Raw genomic sequence first — 14006 nt, forward strand, 5'->3', positions numbered from 1 at the left:
GCTTTCGCGATTCTAGCCATGGACATCGGACCAGGCGACCACGTCACCCGGTCGTTTCCAGCAACCGCGCACCCGGCCCTTCATCGCCCAGTTCGTCGCACGGGTTGCGCAGCGGGCAGGCTTTCAACGACAGGCAGCCGCAGCCGATGCAGCCATCGAGCTGGTCGCGCAGGCGGGTGAGGCTGGCGATGCGGGCATTGAGGGCGGCGTGCCAGCGCGCGGAGAGCTTCTTCCAGTCGGCGGCGGTGGGCGTGCGGTTCTCCGGCAGCGACGACAGCGCGGCCTGGATCTCTGCCAGCGGGATGCCGGTGCGCTGGGCGACCTTGATGACGGCCACGCGACGCAGCACTTCGCGCGGATAGCGGCGCTGGTTACCGGCGTTGCGCCAACTGTGGATCAGGCCCTTGGACTCGTAGAAGTGCAGCGTGGAGATGGCGACGCCCGCGCGTGCGGCCACCTGGCCGACGGTGAGTTCTGTTTCGATGGGAGAATGCTGTTGGGAATGCTGTTTTCCAGGCATGACGCATTGACCTCAAGAATGGTTGAGGTTCTACCCTGCGCTTCCCTGTCCTGCAAGCCGCGGCGCCCATGCCCTATCCTCTCCACCTGGCCCTGCTGTACGGCAGCACGCGCGCCGAGCGCGGATCGGGTGAATCTGCAACACCGCGTCTGGCGCGCCGACGCCTTCGTCAGGGTAGTGCCGGAGTACAATCACGGCGGCTTCTCGTTGACATGGGCGTCCGCGTTGTAGTCGTGATCGATTCGGTCCAGGCCCACTGGCAGGCCAAACGGTCGAGTACGCCGCTAATGGGGACCACAGTGGCGGTATCCGCGCGGCGGAACAGCAGCGGCACGTGTTCTGCGGCCTGCATGCGGTGCCGATCCGCGACGGCGTGTACTTCACCCTGGCGTGGGACCGCTTCGATACCCGAAGCCGTCGCGAGCGCGATGCCTGCGAACGCGCTGGCCGCCGCATGCTGGACCCGCTGGCCTGATTCGGCCATGCGCTCCGCCAGGCGCGTGCAGTTTGGCCTTATCCCGCCGGCTGAGCCGGTACGTTTTCCCGGCGCGCCGATGCGCGCCCACGATGGACCGACCTGATGTTCCGATTCTTCGAAACCCGCATCAATCCGTACCCGAAGGGCGAGCCCACCACACCGCCACGCAAGCTGCTGCCGTTCCTGCTGCACTACTCGCGCCCGCTGCTGCCGTGGCTGGTGGTGATGTCGGTACTGACCGGCGTGATCTCCGCGCTGGAGATCACCTTCTTCGACTACATGGGCCAGCTGGTCGACTGGATGGGCAGTACCGGCCGCGACGGCTTCCTGCAGGTGCACGGCCAGAAACTGCTGTGGATGGGCGTGCTGGTGCTGGTGGCCTATCCGCTGCTGGTGCTGGTGCAGTCGCTGATCATCCACCAGACCATCTTCGGCAACTACCCGATGATCGCCCGCTGGCTGTCGCACCGGTACCTGTTGCGGCAGAGCGTGGGCTTCTTCCAGGACGAGTTCGCCGGCCGCATTTCGCAGAAGGTCATGCAGACCGCGCTGTCGATCCGCGAGACGGTGATGAAGCTGATGGACGTGTTCGTCTACGTCGTCGTTTACTTCGTCGGCACCGTGGTGCTGGTGGCGCAGGCCGACGTGTGGCTGGTGCTGCCGCTGGTCGTCTGGCTGGTCAGCTACCTGCTGCTGGTGTTCCACTTCGTGCCGCGCCTGCAGAAGGTGTCCATGGCGCAGTCGGACGCGCGCGCGCAGATGACCGGCCGCATCGTCGACAGCTACACCAACATCCAGACCATCAAGCTGTTCGCCCACACCATGCGCGAGCAGGACTACGCACGTGGCGCCATGGACGAGTTCATGGTCACCGTGCACGCGCAGATGCGGCTGGTCACCCAGCTGACCGTCAGCCTGCACACGCTCAACGCGTTCCTGCTGGCCAGCGTGGCGGGCGTGGCGATCTGGGCATGGCTGCAGGCGTCGATCTCGATGGGCGCGATCGCGGTGGCCATCGCGCTGGTGATGCGCATCCGCTCGATGTCGGACTGGATCCTCTGGGAGGTGGCCGGCCTGTTCGAGAACATCGGCACGGTCGAGGACGGCATGGGCACGCTGGCCCAGCCGCTGGCCATCGCCGATGCGAAGGACGCGAAGGATCTGGTGGTCACCCAGGGCGAGATCCGCTTCGAGCACGTGAAGTTCCACTATGGCCGCGAAGCCAGGGTGATCGACGACCTGTCGCTGGTGATCAAGCCGGGCGAGAAGGTCGGCATCGTCGGCCGTTCCGGCGCCGGCAAGTCGACGCTGGTCAACCTGCTGCTGCGCTTCTACGACGTGGAAGGCGGGCGCATCCTGATCGACGGGCAGGACGTGGCGCATGTCACCCAGGAATCGCTGCGCCGGAACATCGGCATGGTCACTCAGGACACCTCGCTGCTGCACCGCTCGATCCGCGACAACATCCGCTATGGCCGGCCCGATGCGACCGAAGAGGACCTGCTGGACGCGTCACGGCGTGCGCATGCCGACGAATTCATCCGCGGGCTGACCGATGCCAAGGGCCGCAGCGGCTACGACACCCAGGTGGGCGAGCGTGGCGTGAAGCTCTCCGGCGGCCAGCGTCAGCGCGTGGCCATCGCCCGCGTGCTGCTGAAGGACGCGCCGATCCTGGTGCTGGATGAAGCGACCTCGGCGCTGGATTCGGAAGTCGAAGCCGCGATCCAGGAGCAGTTGTACGCGCTGATGGAAGGCAAGACCGTCATCGCCATCGCCCACCGCCTGTCCACCATCGCCGTGCTCGACCGGCTGATCGTGATGGACGGCGGCCGCGTGGTCGAAAGCGGCAGCCACGAGGCACTGCTCCAGCAGGACGGTCTGTATGCCGCACTGTGGCGCCGCCAGTCCGGCGGGTTCATCGGCGTGGATCTGGAGGATGTCGAGGCTTGATGTCCTCCTCCCCCGCGCGGTGGGGAGACGATCACGCCCCCTCTCCCCGTGAAACGGGGAGCGGGTGCCGAAAGCCTGCCCCGTACCTGATACGGGGCGGGTGAGGGGCGACGCAGCCAGTGTCATCGACGCGGCATCGCCACCTCCGACGTCGCGATCCCAAAGCGCAGCGCTTGCTCGGTCCAGCATTGCGCTCGCCCCTCATCCGGCCTCCGGCCACCTTCTCCCCGCCACGCGGGGAAAGGGAGTAAAAAAAGCCGCCGGTTTCCAGGCGGCTTTTTCCTTGCTTACTGCCAGATCTCAGGCAAGCCAGTGACGCGCCTGCGCCTTGTTGGCATACCAGAGCAGGAACAGCGCGATCAGCAACAGCACGGCCGGCATGATCAATCCAACCGGCCCGTACGCGGCCCAGGCCGGCGTCACGACATAGGCGCCGATCAGCTGCACCAACAGGGCGATCAGCGACAGCAGGAACATCGTGCCCGCCCAACGCTTCTTCAACAGCAATCCCAGTGCGCCCAGCACGCCGGCGAACACCGCCACCGCGAAGGCGATGTTGAGCCAGCCGGGCGTGGCCTCGTAGACCTGGCGTTGTGGGTCGGTCATCGTCGCCAGTCGCTCGGCGGACATGTTGACCTGCAGGTACCACATGGCCACGCCGATCAGGTTCCAGACCAGCGCGAACACGCCGATGAGCCAGAAGCCCAGCGAGCGCTTGGGTGTAACGGTGGTGGTCGTGTTCATCTCCCCTCCCCAGGGTGTGGTGTCGGACCGGAGCCGAGCATACGCCGCCGGCGGCGATACGCGCGTTACGGTCCTGCCGTGGCGGGGGACACCCGCCAGACCACGTTGCCCACATCGTCGGCCAGTAGCACCCCGCCGCGCGCATCCACCGCCACGCCGACCGGCCGGCCCCGCGCATTGCCCTCGGCGTCGAGGAAGCCGGTCAGCACATCCACGGGCGCACCCTGCGGACGACCGTCGACGAAGCGCACGAACACCAGCTTGTAGCCGGCCGGCTGCCGCCGGTTCCACGAGCCGTGCTCACCGATGAAGGCGCCACCCTGCAGCGCGGCCGGCCAGCCGGTGCCATCGTGGAAGGCCAGCCCCAGCGCCGCGACGTGTGCGCCCAACGCATAGTCGGGCGCGATGGCGCGAGCGACCAGGTCGGGGCGCTGCGGCTCGACGCGCGTGTCCACATGCGCACCGTAATAGCTGTAAGGCCACCCGTAGAACCCGCCTTCGCGCACCGACGTCAGGTAGTCGGGCACCAGCGCGTCGCCGAGTTCGTCGCGCTCGTTGACCACGGTCCACAACGCGCCGCCCTGTGGTGCCCATGCCAGGCCGACCGGATTGCGCAGGCCGGAGGCGAACACCCGGCGCGCGCCGGTGGTCACGTCCACTTCCAGGATCGCGGCGCGGTCGGTCTCCATGGCCATGCCGTTCTCGCCGACGTTGCTGTTGGACCCCACCCCGACATACAGGTGGCGACCGTCGGGGCTGGCCAGCAGGCTCTTGGTCCAGTGGTGGTTGAGCGGGCCGCCCGGCAGGTCGACGAGCTTGGCGGGCACCGCATCGCTGGCCGTCTGGCCCCCGCGGTACGGCACGCTGACGATCGCATCGGCATTGGCGATGTAAAGCCGGTCGCCGACCAGGGCCATGCCGAAGGGCGAAGACAGATCGGTCAGGAAGGCCGTCCGCAGTTCGGCCACACCGTCGCCGTCGGCATCGCGCAGCAGGCTGATGCGGTTGGCGCTGGGCGTGGCCGCGCCCGCCTTCTTCATCGTGCGCTTCATGAACCACGTGCGCAGGCCCTTCTTTTCCGCGGGCTTCGGCGGCGCGTTGGTCTCGGCGACCAGCACGTCGCCGTTTGGCAGCACATACAGCCAACGCGGATGATCCAGGCCGCGCGCGAAGGCCGTGACGGCCAGGCCGTAGGCGGCCGTCGGGCCGGCACCGTTCGGCCAGCCCACCGCCGGGGCCACGTTGACCGTGGGTATCCAGCGTTGCTGCGGCGCGGGCAGCGTAGGCCGCGGCCCGGTTTCGTCCGGCGACTGCGCATGCCCCGTGCACGACAGACAGCCGATCACCAGCAGCGGCAGCAGGCAGCGGATCGGCGACATGGCAGGTGCTCCGGACAGGATGCCGCGAGCCTAGGCACGGCACCGCGAACGTCACGTCAACGGTTCAAGCGTCGTCCTGACCCCAGGCGGCCACGTCGACGGTGCCGTCCTCGTCCACGTTCACCCGCACCTCGATGGGCTTGCAGCACACGTGGCAATCCTCGACGTACTGCTGGTCGCCAGCCGAATCGTCGACCACCAGGGTGATCGTCTCGCCGCAATACGGGCAGTCGATGTCGGCGGTGGGCAGGTGCGGCATCAGGCCGACCCAAGCGGGGTGACCGAAGCGATGCGGTCCAGCCAGAGGTAATGGGTGACATCGGGACGCCGCTGGTCGTCGATGCGTACCACGGCGTTGAAGCCCTCTTGTCCATCGCCGTCACGGAACACCTGCACGCTGGGCCGCGTGGTGACGATGCCGGTGATCGAGCCGCCGTCGGTGAGGTGCAGTTCCACCACCGCCTCGTCGGGCAGCTGCGTGACCAGCGCCTCCATGCGGGCGATGTCGTCCTGTCGGGTGTACAGGTGCTCGGGCGCCTGGTTCATCGCTCACCTCCTCGCACGGGCCACGCTACGCGCGGGGCGGTAAGCCGTCGTGAACGCCGTCGCGCAGCAGGCGCAAAACTTCCTCCGCCGCCGCTTCGGACGAGGCCGGATTCTGCCCGGTCACCAGGGCGCCGTCGGCGACCACGTAGGACTGCCACACAGGGCCGCGCTCGTAGCGGGCGCCATTCTTCTTCAGCGCGTCCTCCAGCGAGAACGGCACCACCTCGGCCAGGCCCACGGCCGCTTCTTCCTCGTCGGAAAAGGCCGTCACGCGCTTGTCCTTCACCAGGGCCTCGCCGAGCGCGCCACGCGTATGCCGGAACACCGCCGGACCGTGGCAGACCGCCGCGACCGGTTTGCCGGCGGAGAACGTCTGTTCGATCAGGCGGATCGAATCCGGGTCCTCGGCCAGATCCCACAGCGGCCCGTGGCCTCCGGGGTAGAAGACGGCGTCGAATGTCTCATCGACCACGTCCTTCAACCGGTGCGTGGTGGCCAGCGCCGACAGCGCCTCGGCGTCCTCGTTGAAGCGCACGGTGGCTGCGGTCTGCGCATCGGGCGCATCGCTTTTCGGGTCCAGCGGCGGCTGGCCGCCTTTCGGCGAGGCCAGCAGCAGCTGCGCGCCGGCGTCCTTGAACACGTAGTACGGCGCCGCAAACTCCTCGAGCCAGAAGCCTGTCTTGTGGCCGGTGTCGCCAAGGCGGTCGTGCGAGGTCAGCACCATCAGGATCTTCATCGGGTCCTCCTGTCGATGCGTGCAGCCTAGCGGCGCGCGCGATAAGGTCGGGTGAGCCGGGTGCCGCGCGCGTTAACCGCCGCTGACCGCGGCTAGCCCTGCTTCACCGCATGCCCGCCGAATTCATTGCGCATCGCCGCCAGCAGCTTGTCGGCGTAGGAATCGCTCTCGCGCGAGCGCAGGCGTTCCAGCAGCGACATCGTGATGACCGGCGCGGAGACGTTGAGGTCGATGGCCTCGGCCACCGTCCAGCGGCCCTCGCCCGAATCGGCCACGTACGGCGCGATGCCGGCCATCTGCGGATTCTTCTTCAGCGCGTCGGCGGTCAGGTCGAGCAGCCACGAGCGCACCACGCTGCCGTGGCGCCAGATCTCGGCCAGCGCGCCGAGGTCGAACTCCATCGCGTCCTTCTTCTCCAGGATCGCGAAACCTTCGGCGTAGGCCTGCATCATTCCGTACTCGATGCCGTTGTGGACCATCTTCGCGAAGTGGCCGGCGCCGCTCGGGCCCACCCGGCCCCAACCGGTCTCCGGCGTGGGCGCGAGCGTAGCGAATACCGGCTGCAGCCGCGCCACCGCATCGGCATCGCCGCCGATCATCAGGCTGTAACCCTCGGCCAGGCCCCAGACACCGCCGCTGGTACCGCAGTCGATGTAGTGGATGCCCGCGTCGGCCAGCTGCACAGCGCGGCGCTGGGTGTCCTTGTAGTTGGAGTTGCCGCCGTCGATCACCGTGTCGCCAGCCGCCAGCAGCGGACGCAGCTGCGCGAGCGTGTCGTCGACCACCTGCCCGGCCGGCACCATCAGCCACACCACGCGCGGCGTGGGCAGCGCGGCGACCGCGTTCTGCAGGCTCGCGTGCGGCACGATCCCGCGCGCCTCGGCCTGCTGGCGCGCCGCCTCGCCTGGGTCGTAGCCGCGCACGGCGTGCCCGCCGCGCACCAACCGCTCGGCCATGTTGGCGCCCATGCGCCCCAGTCCGATCATCGCCAGTTCCATGTGTACTCCCGTGCGTTCAACGAAAAAGAAAGGGATGCGCCATTGTCGCTGCCGTCGGTGGCGAGGGCGTGGATGCGCGTGCGCGCCGGCCGCCTCATGGCGCCTGCAGCCAGTCGCGCAGCACGGCGGCGGTTTCCTGCGGCACTTCCATCGGCGGCAGGTGGCCGCAGCGCGCGAACACGTGCAACCGCGCGCCGGCGATGCCCTGGTGCAACACGCGGGCTTCCTCCGGCAGGGTCATGCGGTCATCTTCGCCGACGCCGACCAGGGTCGGCACGGCGATGGTCGGCAGCAGCGGCAGCGAATCGGGCCGGTCGATGATGGCGCGCTGCTGGCGCAGGAAGGCATCGCGGCCCACGCGCTGCGCCATCGCCATCACCTCCTCGCCCACCTCGGTGTCGACCCGGCTCTCGTGCACCAGCTGCGGCAGCAACTTGCGGGTGACGCCGGCGAACCGTCCGGCCTCGGCCAGCGCCAGGCCGGCCTTGCGCACCGCCAGCCGCTTGGGCGGGTCGGTGCGGGCGCTGGTATCCAACAGGGCCAGCCGCGCGACGCGCTGCGGCGCCTGGCGCAGGATCTCGAAGGCGACATAGCCGCCCATCGACAGGCCGGCGAGCGCGAACACCGGCGGCGCCGCCGCCAGCACGCGCGCGGCCATGCCGGCGACGCTGTCGTCCAGGGTCAGGTCGGCGTGATGGACCGGGGCCACGTCGGCCAGCGCGGCCGCGGGGTCGCGCCACAGGCGTGCGTCGCAGAGCAGGCCCGGCAGCAGGACCAGGGGAAGGGAAGCCATGCGCGTAGTGTAGGCCGCGCCTTGCTCGGCGACCGCCGATCCGCGCCCACGGTCCGTTCCACATCCGCAACACGCCCTGGTGCGTAAGCTTGTCCGCTCCTTCGCGAGACCGTCCATGCATGTCCTGATCACCGGCGGTACCGGCTTCATCGGCCAGGCGCTCTGCGCCCACCTGTTGCAGGCCGGCCACACCCTCAGCGTGCTGACGCGCGACCCCGTGCGGGCGCGGACGCAGCTGCCGGCCGCCGCGCGTGCGCTTGGCGCATTGGACGAAGCGCGCGATGTGGAGGCCGTGATCAACCTGGCCGGCGAACCGCTGATGGCCGGACGCTGGAATGCGGCGCGCAAGGCCGCCTTCTGCGGCTCTCGGCTGGACACCACGCGGGCACTGATCGCCTGGATGGCGCGGCAGTCCGTGCGTCCACGCGTGCTGGTCTCAGGCTCGGCCATCGGCTATTACGGCCCGCGCGGCGACGAGGCGCTGGACGAATCCGCCGCGCCCGGCGACGACTTCGCCGCCCAGCTCTGCCGCGACTGGGAAACCGAGGCGATGCAGGCCGAAGGCCTGGACGTGCGCACCTGCCGCGTGCGCACCGGCATCGTGCTCGGCGCCGACGGTGGCGCGCTGGCGAAGATGCTGCCGCCGTTCCGGCTGGGCGCGGGCGGGCCAATGGGCGATGGGCGGCAATGGATGAGCTGGATCCACCGCGACGACTTGATCGGCCTGATCGCCTGGCTGCTGGAACGCGACGGCGCCGGCGGCGCCTACAACGGCACCGCCCCCACGCCGGTCACCAACCGCGACTTCGCCCAAGCCCTGGGCCGCGCCCTGCACCGCCCCGCCGTGCTGCCGACCCCCGCGTTCGTGCTGAAAGCCGCTTTCGGCGAAATGGCCCAGCTGCTGCTGACCGGCCAGCGCGTATTGCCGGCGCATGCCCTGGCGGAGGGATTCACCTTCCGCTTTCCTACCCTGGACGACGCGCTGTCAGACCTTGTGCACACGTGATATCGCCCCCGGGCCGTTCGCCCAGACAGGCATCAATGGATCTTTTCGGTCCTCGCGACCCTCTTGGTGAGAGAAGAGAGGACCTTTTGGGGCCTCGCGATACCTTTAGTGTGAGAAGAACGGACCTTTTTCGCCCTCGCGACACCCTTAGTGAGAGAAGAACGGACCTTTTTGGTCCTCGCGACATTCTTAGTGAGAGAAGAACGGACCTTTTTGGCCCTCGCGACACTCTTAGTGTGAGAAGAACGGGCCTTTTTGGTCCTCGCGACACCCTTAGTGTGAGAAGAACGGACCTTTTTGATCCTAGCGACACTCTTAGTGAGAGAAGAACGGGCCTTTTTGGTCCTCGCAACACCCTTAGTGAGAGAAGAGCGGGTCATGCCCACCCTCCGCCCCTACCACCCCACCGATGCCGCTGCACTGACCGCGCTGTACGCACGTTCCGTGCGCCACTTCGGGCCACGCGCGTACACGCCCGAGCAGGTCGCGGTGTGGGCCGCCACCGCCGATATCGCGCGCACCGCGGCGCGCTGCAGCGACGGACGCTACGTGGTGGTCGCGCAGGATGATGCGGGTACGGTGCTCGGGTTCGCCGACCTGGAGGCCGACGGCCACCTGGACATGCTCTATGCCGCGCCGGAAGCCGAAGGCCTGCATGTGGGCTCGCAGCTGTATGCCGCCATCGAAGCGCACGCCCGGCGCCGCGGCCTGCGCCGGATCTTCGTCGAAGCCAGCGAACTCGCCCGCCCCCTGTTCGAACGCCGCGGCTTCACCTTGCTCGGCCGCAACGACCTCGTGATGGACAGCGTGGCCATCCACAACTACCGGATGGAGAAGCGGTGGTAATAAGGTACTCGTCAACGTCCATCGTCTGGAGCGTCTTGTGGTGAAGTCATTCGTGTGGCAGGCCGCGCTGCTGTGCGTTGCCCTGCTCGGTGCGCTGTGCCTGTGGGCACTTCCGGACGTATTCCCCGGGAGTACGGTCGTCCTCGCGCTCGCGTGGGGCGCGCTGATGATGGCGCTGCACCGGCGATGCTTGGCTTATCTTCGTCGCTCGATCCAGCACGACAACGCGAAGCCTTCCTGAGGCGCTCCGAAGTTCGTGCTCGTGCCGATCGGTACGCAAGCCAGCGCGGAGCCGCGGGCCCACTCTACGATCCACATCACGGCCGACGCACCTTACCCTGCTGCACCTCACGCGCCTGCCGCGCCATGTCTTCGTAATGCGCGCGCAGGTCGTCGAGCTCCTTCTCTTCCATATCCTCCAGGTCCAGCAATGCGTTGTTGGCGCTGCGCGAGACGCGGATCAGCTCATCCAGCTTGATCTGCATCGCCTCGGTATCGCGGTTCTGGGTGTTCTGGATCAGGAAGACCATCAGGAAGGTGATGATCGTCGTACCCGTGTTGATCACCAGCTGCCAGGTATCGCTGAACTTGAACACCGGCCCGGTGATGGCCCACACGACCACGGTCCCCAGAGCCAACGCAAAACACGCGGGGCGGCCGGTGAACGTGGAGGCTTTCTTGGCCAGGCGGGTGAAGGCCGACGAGGTGCTCATGGGCGCGGTCCTGGGGTGTTCGCGGAGTTTCGTCCAGTCGACACCCACTGGAGGTGAAGACATCGTTTTCTGAAACGCAGCTGCCCTACAAGCCGTTTATCACGCGCTGCAGGACCCCTGCTTCGTCGTAGAGATAGAACCTTTGATCGCCGATTCGAGACAGGCACTTGCCATCTCTTTCAACCCGGAAGGTGGCGGCGACCGACCACCCGTCGCGGGTCTTGGCCATCCTGAAATCACACCCGCCGTTGCTCCGCACGCAGAACGACGCGGCATCCCGCTTTGCCTGTTCCACGATGTTCGCCGCGCTGGCGGCAAGCGCCTTGGGAGAAACATCACCCCCGCAGGTCACTGCTTCCGATGTACATCCGGCAAGCATGGTCAGCGAAAGAATGTGTACGACACTTTTTGCGGGCGCCATGTTCTCTTCCCAGGGATCTACTGCGTCAGCCGAACACCACGAGCAAAAACGTCATCCACGCCAGGAAGAACGCCACTGAAATGGCGAGTGCGCGGCCCCAACGCTTCAACGGCGGGGCGTACGCCCTGGAAACCAGATGGTTGACGGCAAGGAGCGAGCAGGTCAGGACGAGGAACATCCCCACGTTCACCACCCGACTCTCGAAGGGATTCACGGCCGCAAAGGACACGAACAGCACACAAAAAGCCACGAAATAGAGCCACGCCTGCGGGCCGCCGGTCCGGTCGCTGATATTGGCTCGAACAAGGAAAGCCGCTGCCATCGGCGTTCCGATGAAAGAAGCGGCCGCAACCTGCATCGGACTGTAGATCGGGCTCGTCATGACATCCCCTGCTTTGCATTTGCACTTTTTACTTCAAATGAAGGGTCGAATGAAGCACCTGCAGATGCGTCCCATCTGACAGCAACATCAAACGCAACCCAGGCTGGGACGACCCCGCATCCGCGCCCGCGTCATCTCGAGGACAACCTCCGCCCTCGACCCGCCCCGCCTGTACGCCACGCCCGCGCTCGCGGCGCTAGCATCATCTGCATGGACGTCGCCGCGCTCAAACGCCATTGCCGTGCCCTGCCGGGCAGCGAGGAAACGCTGTACGGGGAGCCGTCGAACATCCTGGCGTACGAGGTGGGCGGCAAGCGCTTCGCCTATTTCAAGACCAGCGAACCGGAGCGGTGGCGCTTCAGTTTCAAGGTGGCGCCGGAGCGCTTCCTGGAACTGACCGACCAACCGGGCATCAAGCCGGCGCGCTGGCTGGGGAAGCATCGCTGGGTGACCGTGGTGGACGTGTCGTCGGTGCCCGGCGCCTACCTGAAGGACCTGGTGGCGTGGTCCTACCGCCATGCCCTGGCCAAGCTGACCCGGCGCCAGCGCGAGGCCATCGCCGGGGCCGCCGCCGATCCCGGCGACGCCGTCCGCTGACGGATGCGCGGGCCGAATGGATCTTCATCTCCGACGCTGTCGATTCCGGCCCTGCCGGTTCGTCGGAGAACACGAGCAGGCCGTGCCGGCCCTGCACCCGACCCCCCGAGGAGCCCACCATGAACGTCAATCCCTACCTGATCCTCAACGGCGACTGCGAAGCCGCCTTCACCTTCTATGCGCAGGCCACCGGCGGCGAGCTCGGGCCGATGATGCGCTTCGACGGCACCGAAGGCTGCGAAGATTTTCCGCCGGAACACAAGCAGAAGATCATGCACACGCACGTGATCTTCGGGCAGACCGTGCTGATGGGCTCGGACAATCATCCGGCGCATCCGTACGAGGGCGTGAAGGGCTGCTCGGTCTCGCTGTCGGTGGACAGCATCAAGGATGCCGAACGCATCTTCGGCGCGCTGTCCGACGGCGGCCAGGTGACCATGCCGCTGACGCAGACGTTCTGGGCGGTGCGCTTCGGCATGCTGGTCGACAAGTTCGGCGTGCCGTGGATGATCAACTGCGAAAAGGACGCGTGATGGCGGCGCGGGCGCGTCGTGGCCACCGTGACGCTCCCCTTCGCTGCGCTGCGGCTTTCACCGGCCGCGGCGCCGTGGTCTGATGCGCGCCATGTCGACCTCCCCCACCCATCGCGCGATCGACGCCGTCTGGCGTATCGAATCCGCGCGCGTGATCGCCGGTCTCGCCCGCATGGTGCGCGACCTGGACCTGGCCGAGGAGCTGGCGCAGGACGCGCTGGTCGCCGCGCTGGAGACCTGGCCCCGTGACGGCGTGCCCGACAATCCGGGGGCGTGGCTGATGACCACCGCCAAGCGCCGCGCGATCGACCGCCTGCGCCGCTTGCAGTTGCTGGACCGCAAGCACGAGGAACTCGCGCGCGAACTGGAGGAGATCCAGGACGAGCGCCGCGAACGCGACGAGGACGCGCTGGACCACGACATCGACGACGACCTGCTGCGGCTGGTGTTCGTGGCCTGCCATCCGGTGCTGTCGATGGAAGCGCGCGTGGCGCTGACACTGCGCCTGCTGTGCGGCCTGACCACGGACGAGATCGCACGTGCGTTCCTCGCCGCGGAACCGACCGTCGCGCAGCGTATCGTGCGCGCCAAGCGCACCTTGGCCGAGGCGGACGTGGCGTTCGAAGTACCGCGCGGCGAGGCCTTGCAGGAGCGCCTGGCCAGCGTGCTCGGCGTGTTGTATCTGGTCTTTAACGAAGGCTATTCCGCGACCAGCGGCGACGACTGGGTGCGTCCGGCACTATGCGAGGAAGCGCTGCGCCTGGGCCGCATGCTGGCCGCGCTGACGCCGCGCGAGCCGGAGGTGCACGGCCTGGTCGCGTTGATGGAAATCCAGGCCTCGCGCCTGCATGCGCGCGTGGGTAAGGACGGTGAAGCCGTGCTGTTGCTCGACCAGGATCGCAGTCGCTGGGATCGCTTGCTGATCCGGCGCGGCCTGGACGCGCTGGCGCGGGCGGAACAGTTGGGCGGCGCTTTCGGGCCGTATGCGTTGCAGGCCGCGATCGCCGCCTGCCATGCGCGCGCGGTGACCGCAGAGGCGACCGACTGGACGCGCATCGCCACGCTGTACGCCGCGCTCGCGCAGGTGAATCCTTCCCCGGTGGTCGAGTTGAATCGCGCGGTCGCCGTGTCGATGGCCGACGGCCCCGCCAGCGCGCTGCCGCTGGTGGATCGTCTGCAGGACGATCCGGCGATGAAGCACTACCACCTGCTGCCCAGCGTGCGCGGCGACCTGCTGTTCAAGCTGGCGCGGCACGACGAGGCACGCGCCGAATTCGAGCGCGCCGCGACGATGACGCGCAACGCGCGCGAACAGGCGCTGCTGCTGGCGCGCGCGCGTGAGTGCGTGGCCGCTGGCTGAAGCG

Annotated in this window: 19 protein-coding genes; 8 read left to right on the plus strand and 11 right to left on the minus strand. The window is 67.7% G+C overall.

The window, feature by feature from the left end:
* Window positions 1-43: 43 nt before the first annotated feature.
* A complete protein-coding gene (soxR, locus tag AC23D6_RS16590) occupies window positions 44-520 on the minus strand; it encodes a redox-sensitive transcriptional activator SoxR (protein WP_487750306.1) in 477 nt (158 codons plus the stop codon).
* Window positions 521-854: 334 nt separating this feature from the next.
* On the opposite strand from soxR, the gene AC23D6_RS16595 reads away from it, so the two are divergent.
* Together AC23D6_RS16595 and AC23D6_RS16600 are read left to right on the plus strand one after the other, a co-directional pair.
* Complete coding sequence (locus AC23D6_RS16595) at window positions 855-995, plus strand: hypothetical protein (protein ID WP_487750307.1); 141 nt, start codon at window positions 855-857, stop codon at window positions 993-995.
* Between the two features lie 105 nt (window positions 996-1100).
* Window positions 1101-2948, plus strand: a complete 1848-nt coding sequence (locus AC23D6_RS16600; protein ID WP_487750308.1) for an ABC transporter ATP-binding protein — start codon at window positions 1101-1103, stop codon at window positions 2946-2948.
* Window positions 2949-3248: 300 nt separating this feature from the next.
* Here the strand turns inward: AC23D6_RS16600 and AC23D6_RS16605 are convergent, their stop codons facing one another.
* The 7 genes from AC23D6_RS16605 to AC23D6_RS16635 form a co-directional block, all read right to left on the minus strand.
* Complete coding sequence (locus AC23D6_RS16605; RefSeq protein ID WP_487750309.1) at window positions 3249-3692, minus strand: hypothetical protein; 444 nt, start codon at window positions 3690-3692, stop codon at window positions 3249-3251.
* Between the two features lie 65 nt (window positions 3693-3757).
* Window positions 3758-5071 (minus strand): PQQ-dependent sugar dehydrogenase, encoded by a 1314-nt coding sequence (locus AC23D6_RS16610; protein ID WP_487750310.1) that lies wholly within the window; start codon window positions 5069-5071, stop codon window positions 3758-3760.
* A 64-nt stretch (window positions 5072-5135) separates the two neighbouring features.
* Window positions 5136-5330 (minus strand): CPXCG motif-containing cysteine-rich protein, encoded by a 195-nt coding sequence (locus AC23D6_RS16615; RefSeq protein WP_487750311.1) that lies wholly within the window; start codon window positions 5328-5330, stop codon window positions 5136-5138.
* Window positions 5330-5617: a DUF3247 family protein gene (locus AC23D6_RS16620; protein ID WP_487750312.1), complete on the minus strand. Its 288-nt coding sequence runs from the start codon at window positions 5615-5617 to the stop codon at window positions 5330-5332. Before AC23D6_RS16620 ends, AC23D6_RS16615 begins: the two co-directional genes overlap by 1 nt.
* Window positions 5618-5642: 25 nt before the next feature.
* Window positions 5643-6353 (minus strand): type 1 glutamine amidotransferase domain-containing protein, encoded by a 711-nt coding sequence (locus tag AC23D6_RS16625; protein WP_487750313.1) that lies wholly within the window; start codon window positions 6351-6353, stop codon window positions 5643-5645.
* A gap of 92 nt (window positions 6354-6445) precedes the next feature.
* Window positions 6446-7351, minus strand: a complete 906-nt coding sequence (gnd, locus tag AC23D6_RS16630) for a phosphogluconate dehydrogenase (NAD(+)-dependent, decarboxylating) (RefSeq protein WP_487750314.1) — start codon at window positions 7349-7351, stop codon at window positions 6446-6448.
* A 94-nt stretch (window positions 7352-7445) separates the two neighbouring features.
* Window positions 7446-8144 carry an alpha/beta fold hydrolase gene (locus AC23D6_RS16635; RefSeq protein WP_487750315.1) on the minus strand — a complete coding sequence of 233 codons (699 nt, stop codon included), beginning with the start codon at window positions 8142-8144 and terminating at the stop codon, window positions 7446-7448.
* Window positions 8145-8259: 115 nt separating this feature from the next.
* Between AC23D6_RS16635 and AC23D6_RS16640 the strand changes: the two genes are divergently transcribed.
* From AC23D6_RS16640 to AC23D6_RS16650, 3 genes are all read left to right on the plus strand, one after another.
* Entirely contained in the window at window positions 8260-9150 is an 891-nt protein-coding gene (locus tag AC23D6_RS16640; protein WP_487750316.1) for a TIGR01777 family oxidoreductase, read from the plus strand.
* Window positions 9151-9528: 378 nt separating this feature from the next.
* Window positions 9529-9996 carry a GNAT family N-acetyltransferase gene (locus tag AC23D6_RS16645; protein WP_487750317.1) on the plus strand — a complete coding sequence of 156 codons (468 nt, stop codon included), beginning with the start codon at window positions 9529-9531 and terminating at the stop codon, window positions 9994-9996.
* A 40-nt stretch (window positions 9997-10036) separates the two neighbouring features.
* Window positions 10037-10237, plus strand: coding sequence for a hypothetical protein (locus tag AC23D6_RS16650; protein WP_487750318.1), 201 nt, complete (start codon window positions 10037-10039; stop codon window positions 10235-10237).
* 76 nt (window positions 10238-10313) lie between these two features.
* On the opposite strand, the gene AC23D6_RS16655 is transcribed toward AC23D6_RS16650, so the two are convergent.
* The 3 genes from AC23D6_RS16655 to AC23D6_RS16665 form a co-directional block, all read right to left on the minus strand.
* Complete coding sequence (locus AC23D6_RS16655) at window positions 10314-10709, minus strand: low affinity iron permease family protein (protein ID WP_487750319.1); 396 nt, start codon at window positions 10707-10709, stop codon at window positions 10314-10316.
* An 85-nt stretch (window positions 10710-10794) separates the two neighbouring features.
* Window positions 10795-11130: a hypothetical protein gene (locus tag AC23D6_RS16660; RefSeq protein WP_487750320.1), complete on the minus strand. Its 336-nt coding sequence runs from the start codon at window positions 11128-11130 to the stop codon at window positions 10795-10797.
* A 25-nt stretch (window positions 11131-11155) separates the two neighbouring features.
* Window positions 11156-11512: a hypothetical protein gene (locus tag AC23D6_RS16665; RefSeq protein ID WP_487750321.1), complete on the minus strand. Its 357-nt coding sequence runs from the start codon at window positions 11510-11512 to the stop codon at window positions 11156-11158.
* Between the two features lie 210 nt (window positions 11513-11722).
* Here AC23D6_RS16665 and AC23D6_RS16670 point away from each other — a divergent pair, with 210 nt between their 5' ends.
* The 3 genes from AC23D6_RS16670 to AC23D6_RS16680 all read left to right on the plus strand — a co-directional run bounded on the left by AC23D6_RS16670 (window position 11723) and on the right by AC23D6_RS16680 (window position 14002).
* Window positions 11723-12109: an MmcQ/YjbR family DNA-binding protein gene (locus AC23D6_RS16670; RefSeq protein ID WP_487750322.1), complete on the plus strand. Its 387-nt coding sequence runs from the start codon at window positions 11723-11725 to the stop codon at window positions 12107-12109.
* Between the two features lie 119 nt (window positions 12110-12228).
* Entirely contained in the window at window positions 12229-12642 is a 414-nt protein-coding gene (locus AC23D6_RS16675; RefSeq protein WP_487750323.1) for a VOC family protein, read from the plus strand.
* A 91-nt stretch (window positions 12643-12733) separates the two neighbouring features.
* On the plus strand, window positions 12734-14002 hold the full coding sequence (locus AC23D6_RS16680) for an RNA polymerase sigma factor (protein WP_487750324.1): 1269 nt from the start codon (window positions 12734-12736) through the stop codon (window positions 14000-14002).
* Window positions 14003-14006: the final 4 nt, after the last annotated feature.

The sequence above is a fragment of the Pseudoxanthomonas sp. G3 genome (assembly GCF_057654715.1).

Excerpts from the sequence above, each read along its gene's own strand:
- soxR (WP_487750306.1), bottom strand. The coding sequence starts at position 520 with ATGCCTGGAAAACAGCATTCCCAACAGCATTCTCCCATCGAAACAGAA.
- AC23D6_RS16600 (WP_487750308.1), top strand. The coding sequence starts at position 1,101 with ATGTTCCGATTCTTCGAAACCCGCATCAATCCGTACCCGAAGGGCGAG.
- AC23D6_RS16605 (WP_487750309.1), bottom strand. The coding sequence starts at position 3,692 with ATGAACACGACCACCACCGTTACACCCAAGCGCTCGCTGGGCTTCTGG.
- AC23D6_RS16610 (WP_487750310.1), bottom strand. The coding sequence starts at position 5,071 with ATGTCGCCGATCCGCTGCCTGCTGCCGCTGCTGGTGATCGGCTGTCTG.
- AC23D6_RS16615 (WP_487750311.1), bottom strand. The coding sequence starts at position 5,330 with ATGCCGCACCTGCCCACCGCCGACATCGACTGCCCGTATTGCGGCGAG.
- AC23D6_RS16620 (WP_487750312.1), bottom strand. The coding sequence starts at position 5,617 with ATGAACCAGGCGCCCGAGCACCTGTACACCCGACAGGACGACATCGCC.
- AC23D6_RS16625 (WP_487750313.1), bottom strand. The coding sequence starts at position 6,353 with ATGAAGATCCTGATGGTGCTGACCTCGCACGACCGCCTTGGCGACACC.
- gnd (WP_487750314.1), bottom strand. The coding sequence starts at position 7,351 with ATGGAACTGGCGATGATCGGACTGGGGCGCATGGGCGCCAACATGGCC.
- AC23D6_RS16635 (WP_487750315.1), bottom strand. The coding sequence starts at position 8,144 with ATGGCTTCCCTTCCCCTGGTCCTGCTGCCGGGCCTGCTCTGCGACGCA.
- AC23D6_RS16640 (WP_487750316.1), top strand. The coding sequence starts at position 8,260 with ATGCATGTCCTGATCACCGGCGGTACCGGCTTCATCGGCCAGGCGCTC.
- AC23D6_RS16645 (WP_487750317.1), top strand. The coding sequence starts at position 9,529 with ATGCCCACCCTCCGCCCCTACCACCCCACCGATGCCGCTGCACTGACC.
- AC23D6_RS16655 (WP_487750319.1), bottom strand. The coding sequence starts at position 10,709 with ATGAGCACCTCGTCGGCCTTCACCCGCCTGGCCAAGAAAGCCTCCACG.
- AC23D6_RS16660 (WP_487750320.1), bottom strand. The coding sequence starts at position 11,130 with ATGGCGCCCGCAAAAAGTGTCGTACACATTCTTTCGCTGACCATGCTT.
- AC23D6_RS16665 (WP_487750321.1), bottom strand. The coding sequence starts at position 11,512 with ATGACGAGCCCGATCTACAGTCCGATGCAGGTTGCGGCCGCTTCTTTC.
- AC23D6_RS16670 (WP_487750322.1), top strand. The coding sequence starts at position 11,723 with ATGGACGTCGCCGCGCTCAAACGCCATTGCCGTGCCCTGCCGGGCAGC.
- AC23D6_RS16675 (WP_487750323.1), top strand. The coding sequence starts at position 12,229 with ATGAACGTCAATCCCTACCTGATCCTCAACGGCGACTGCGAAGCCGCC.
- AC23D6_RS16680 (WP_487750324.1), top strand. The coding sequence starts at position 12,734 with ATGTCGACCTCCCCCACCCATCGCGCGATCGACGCCGTCTGGCGTATC.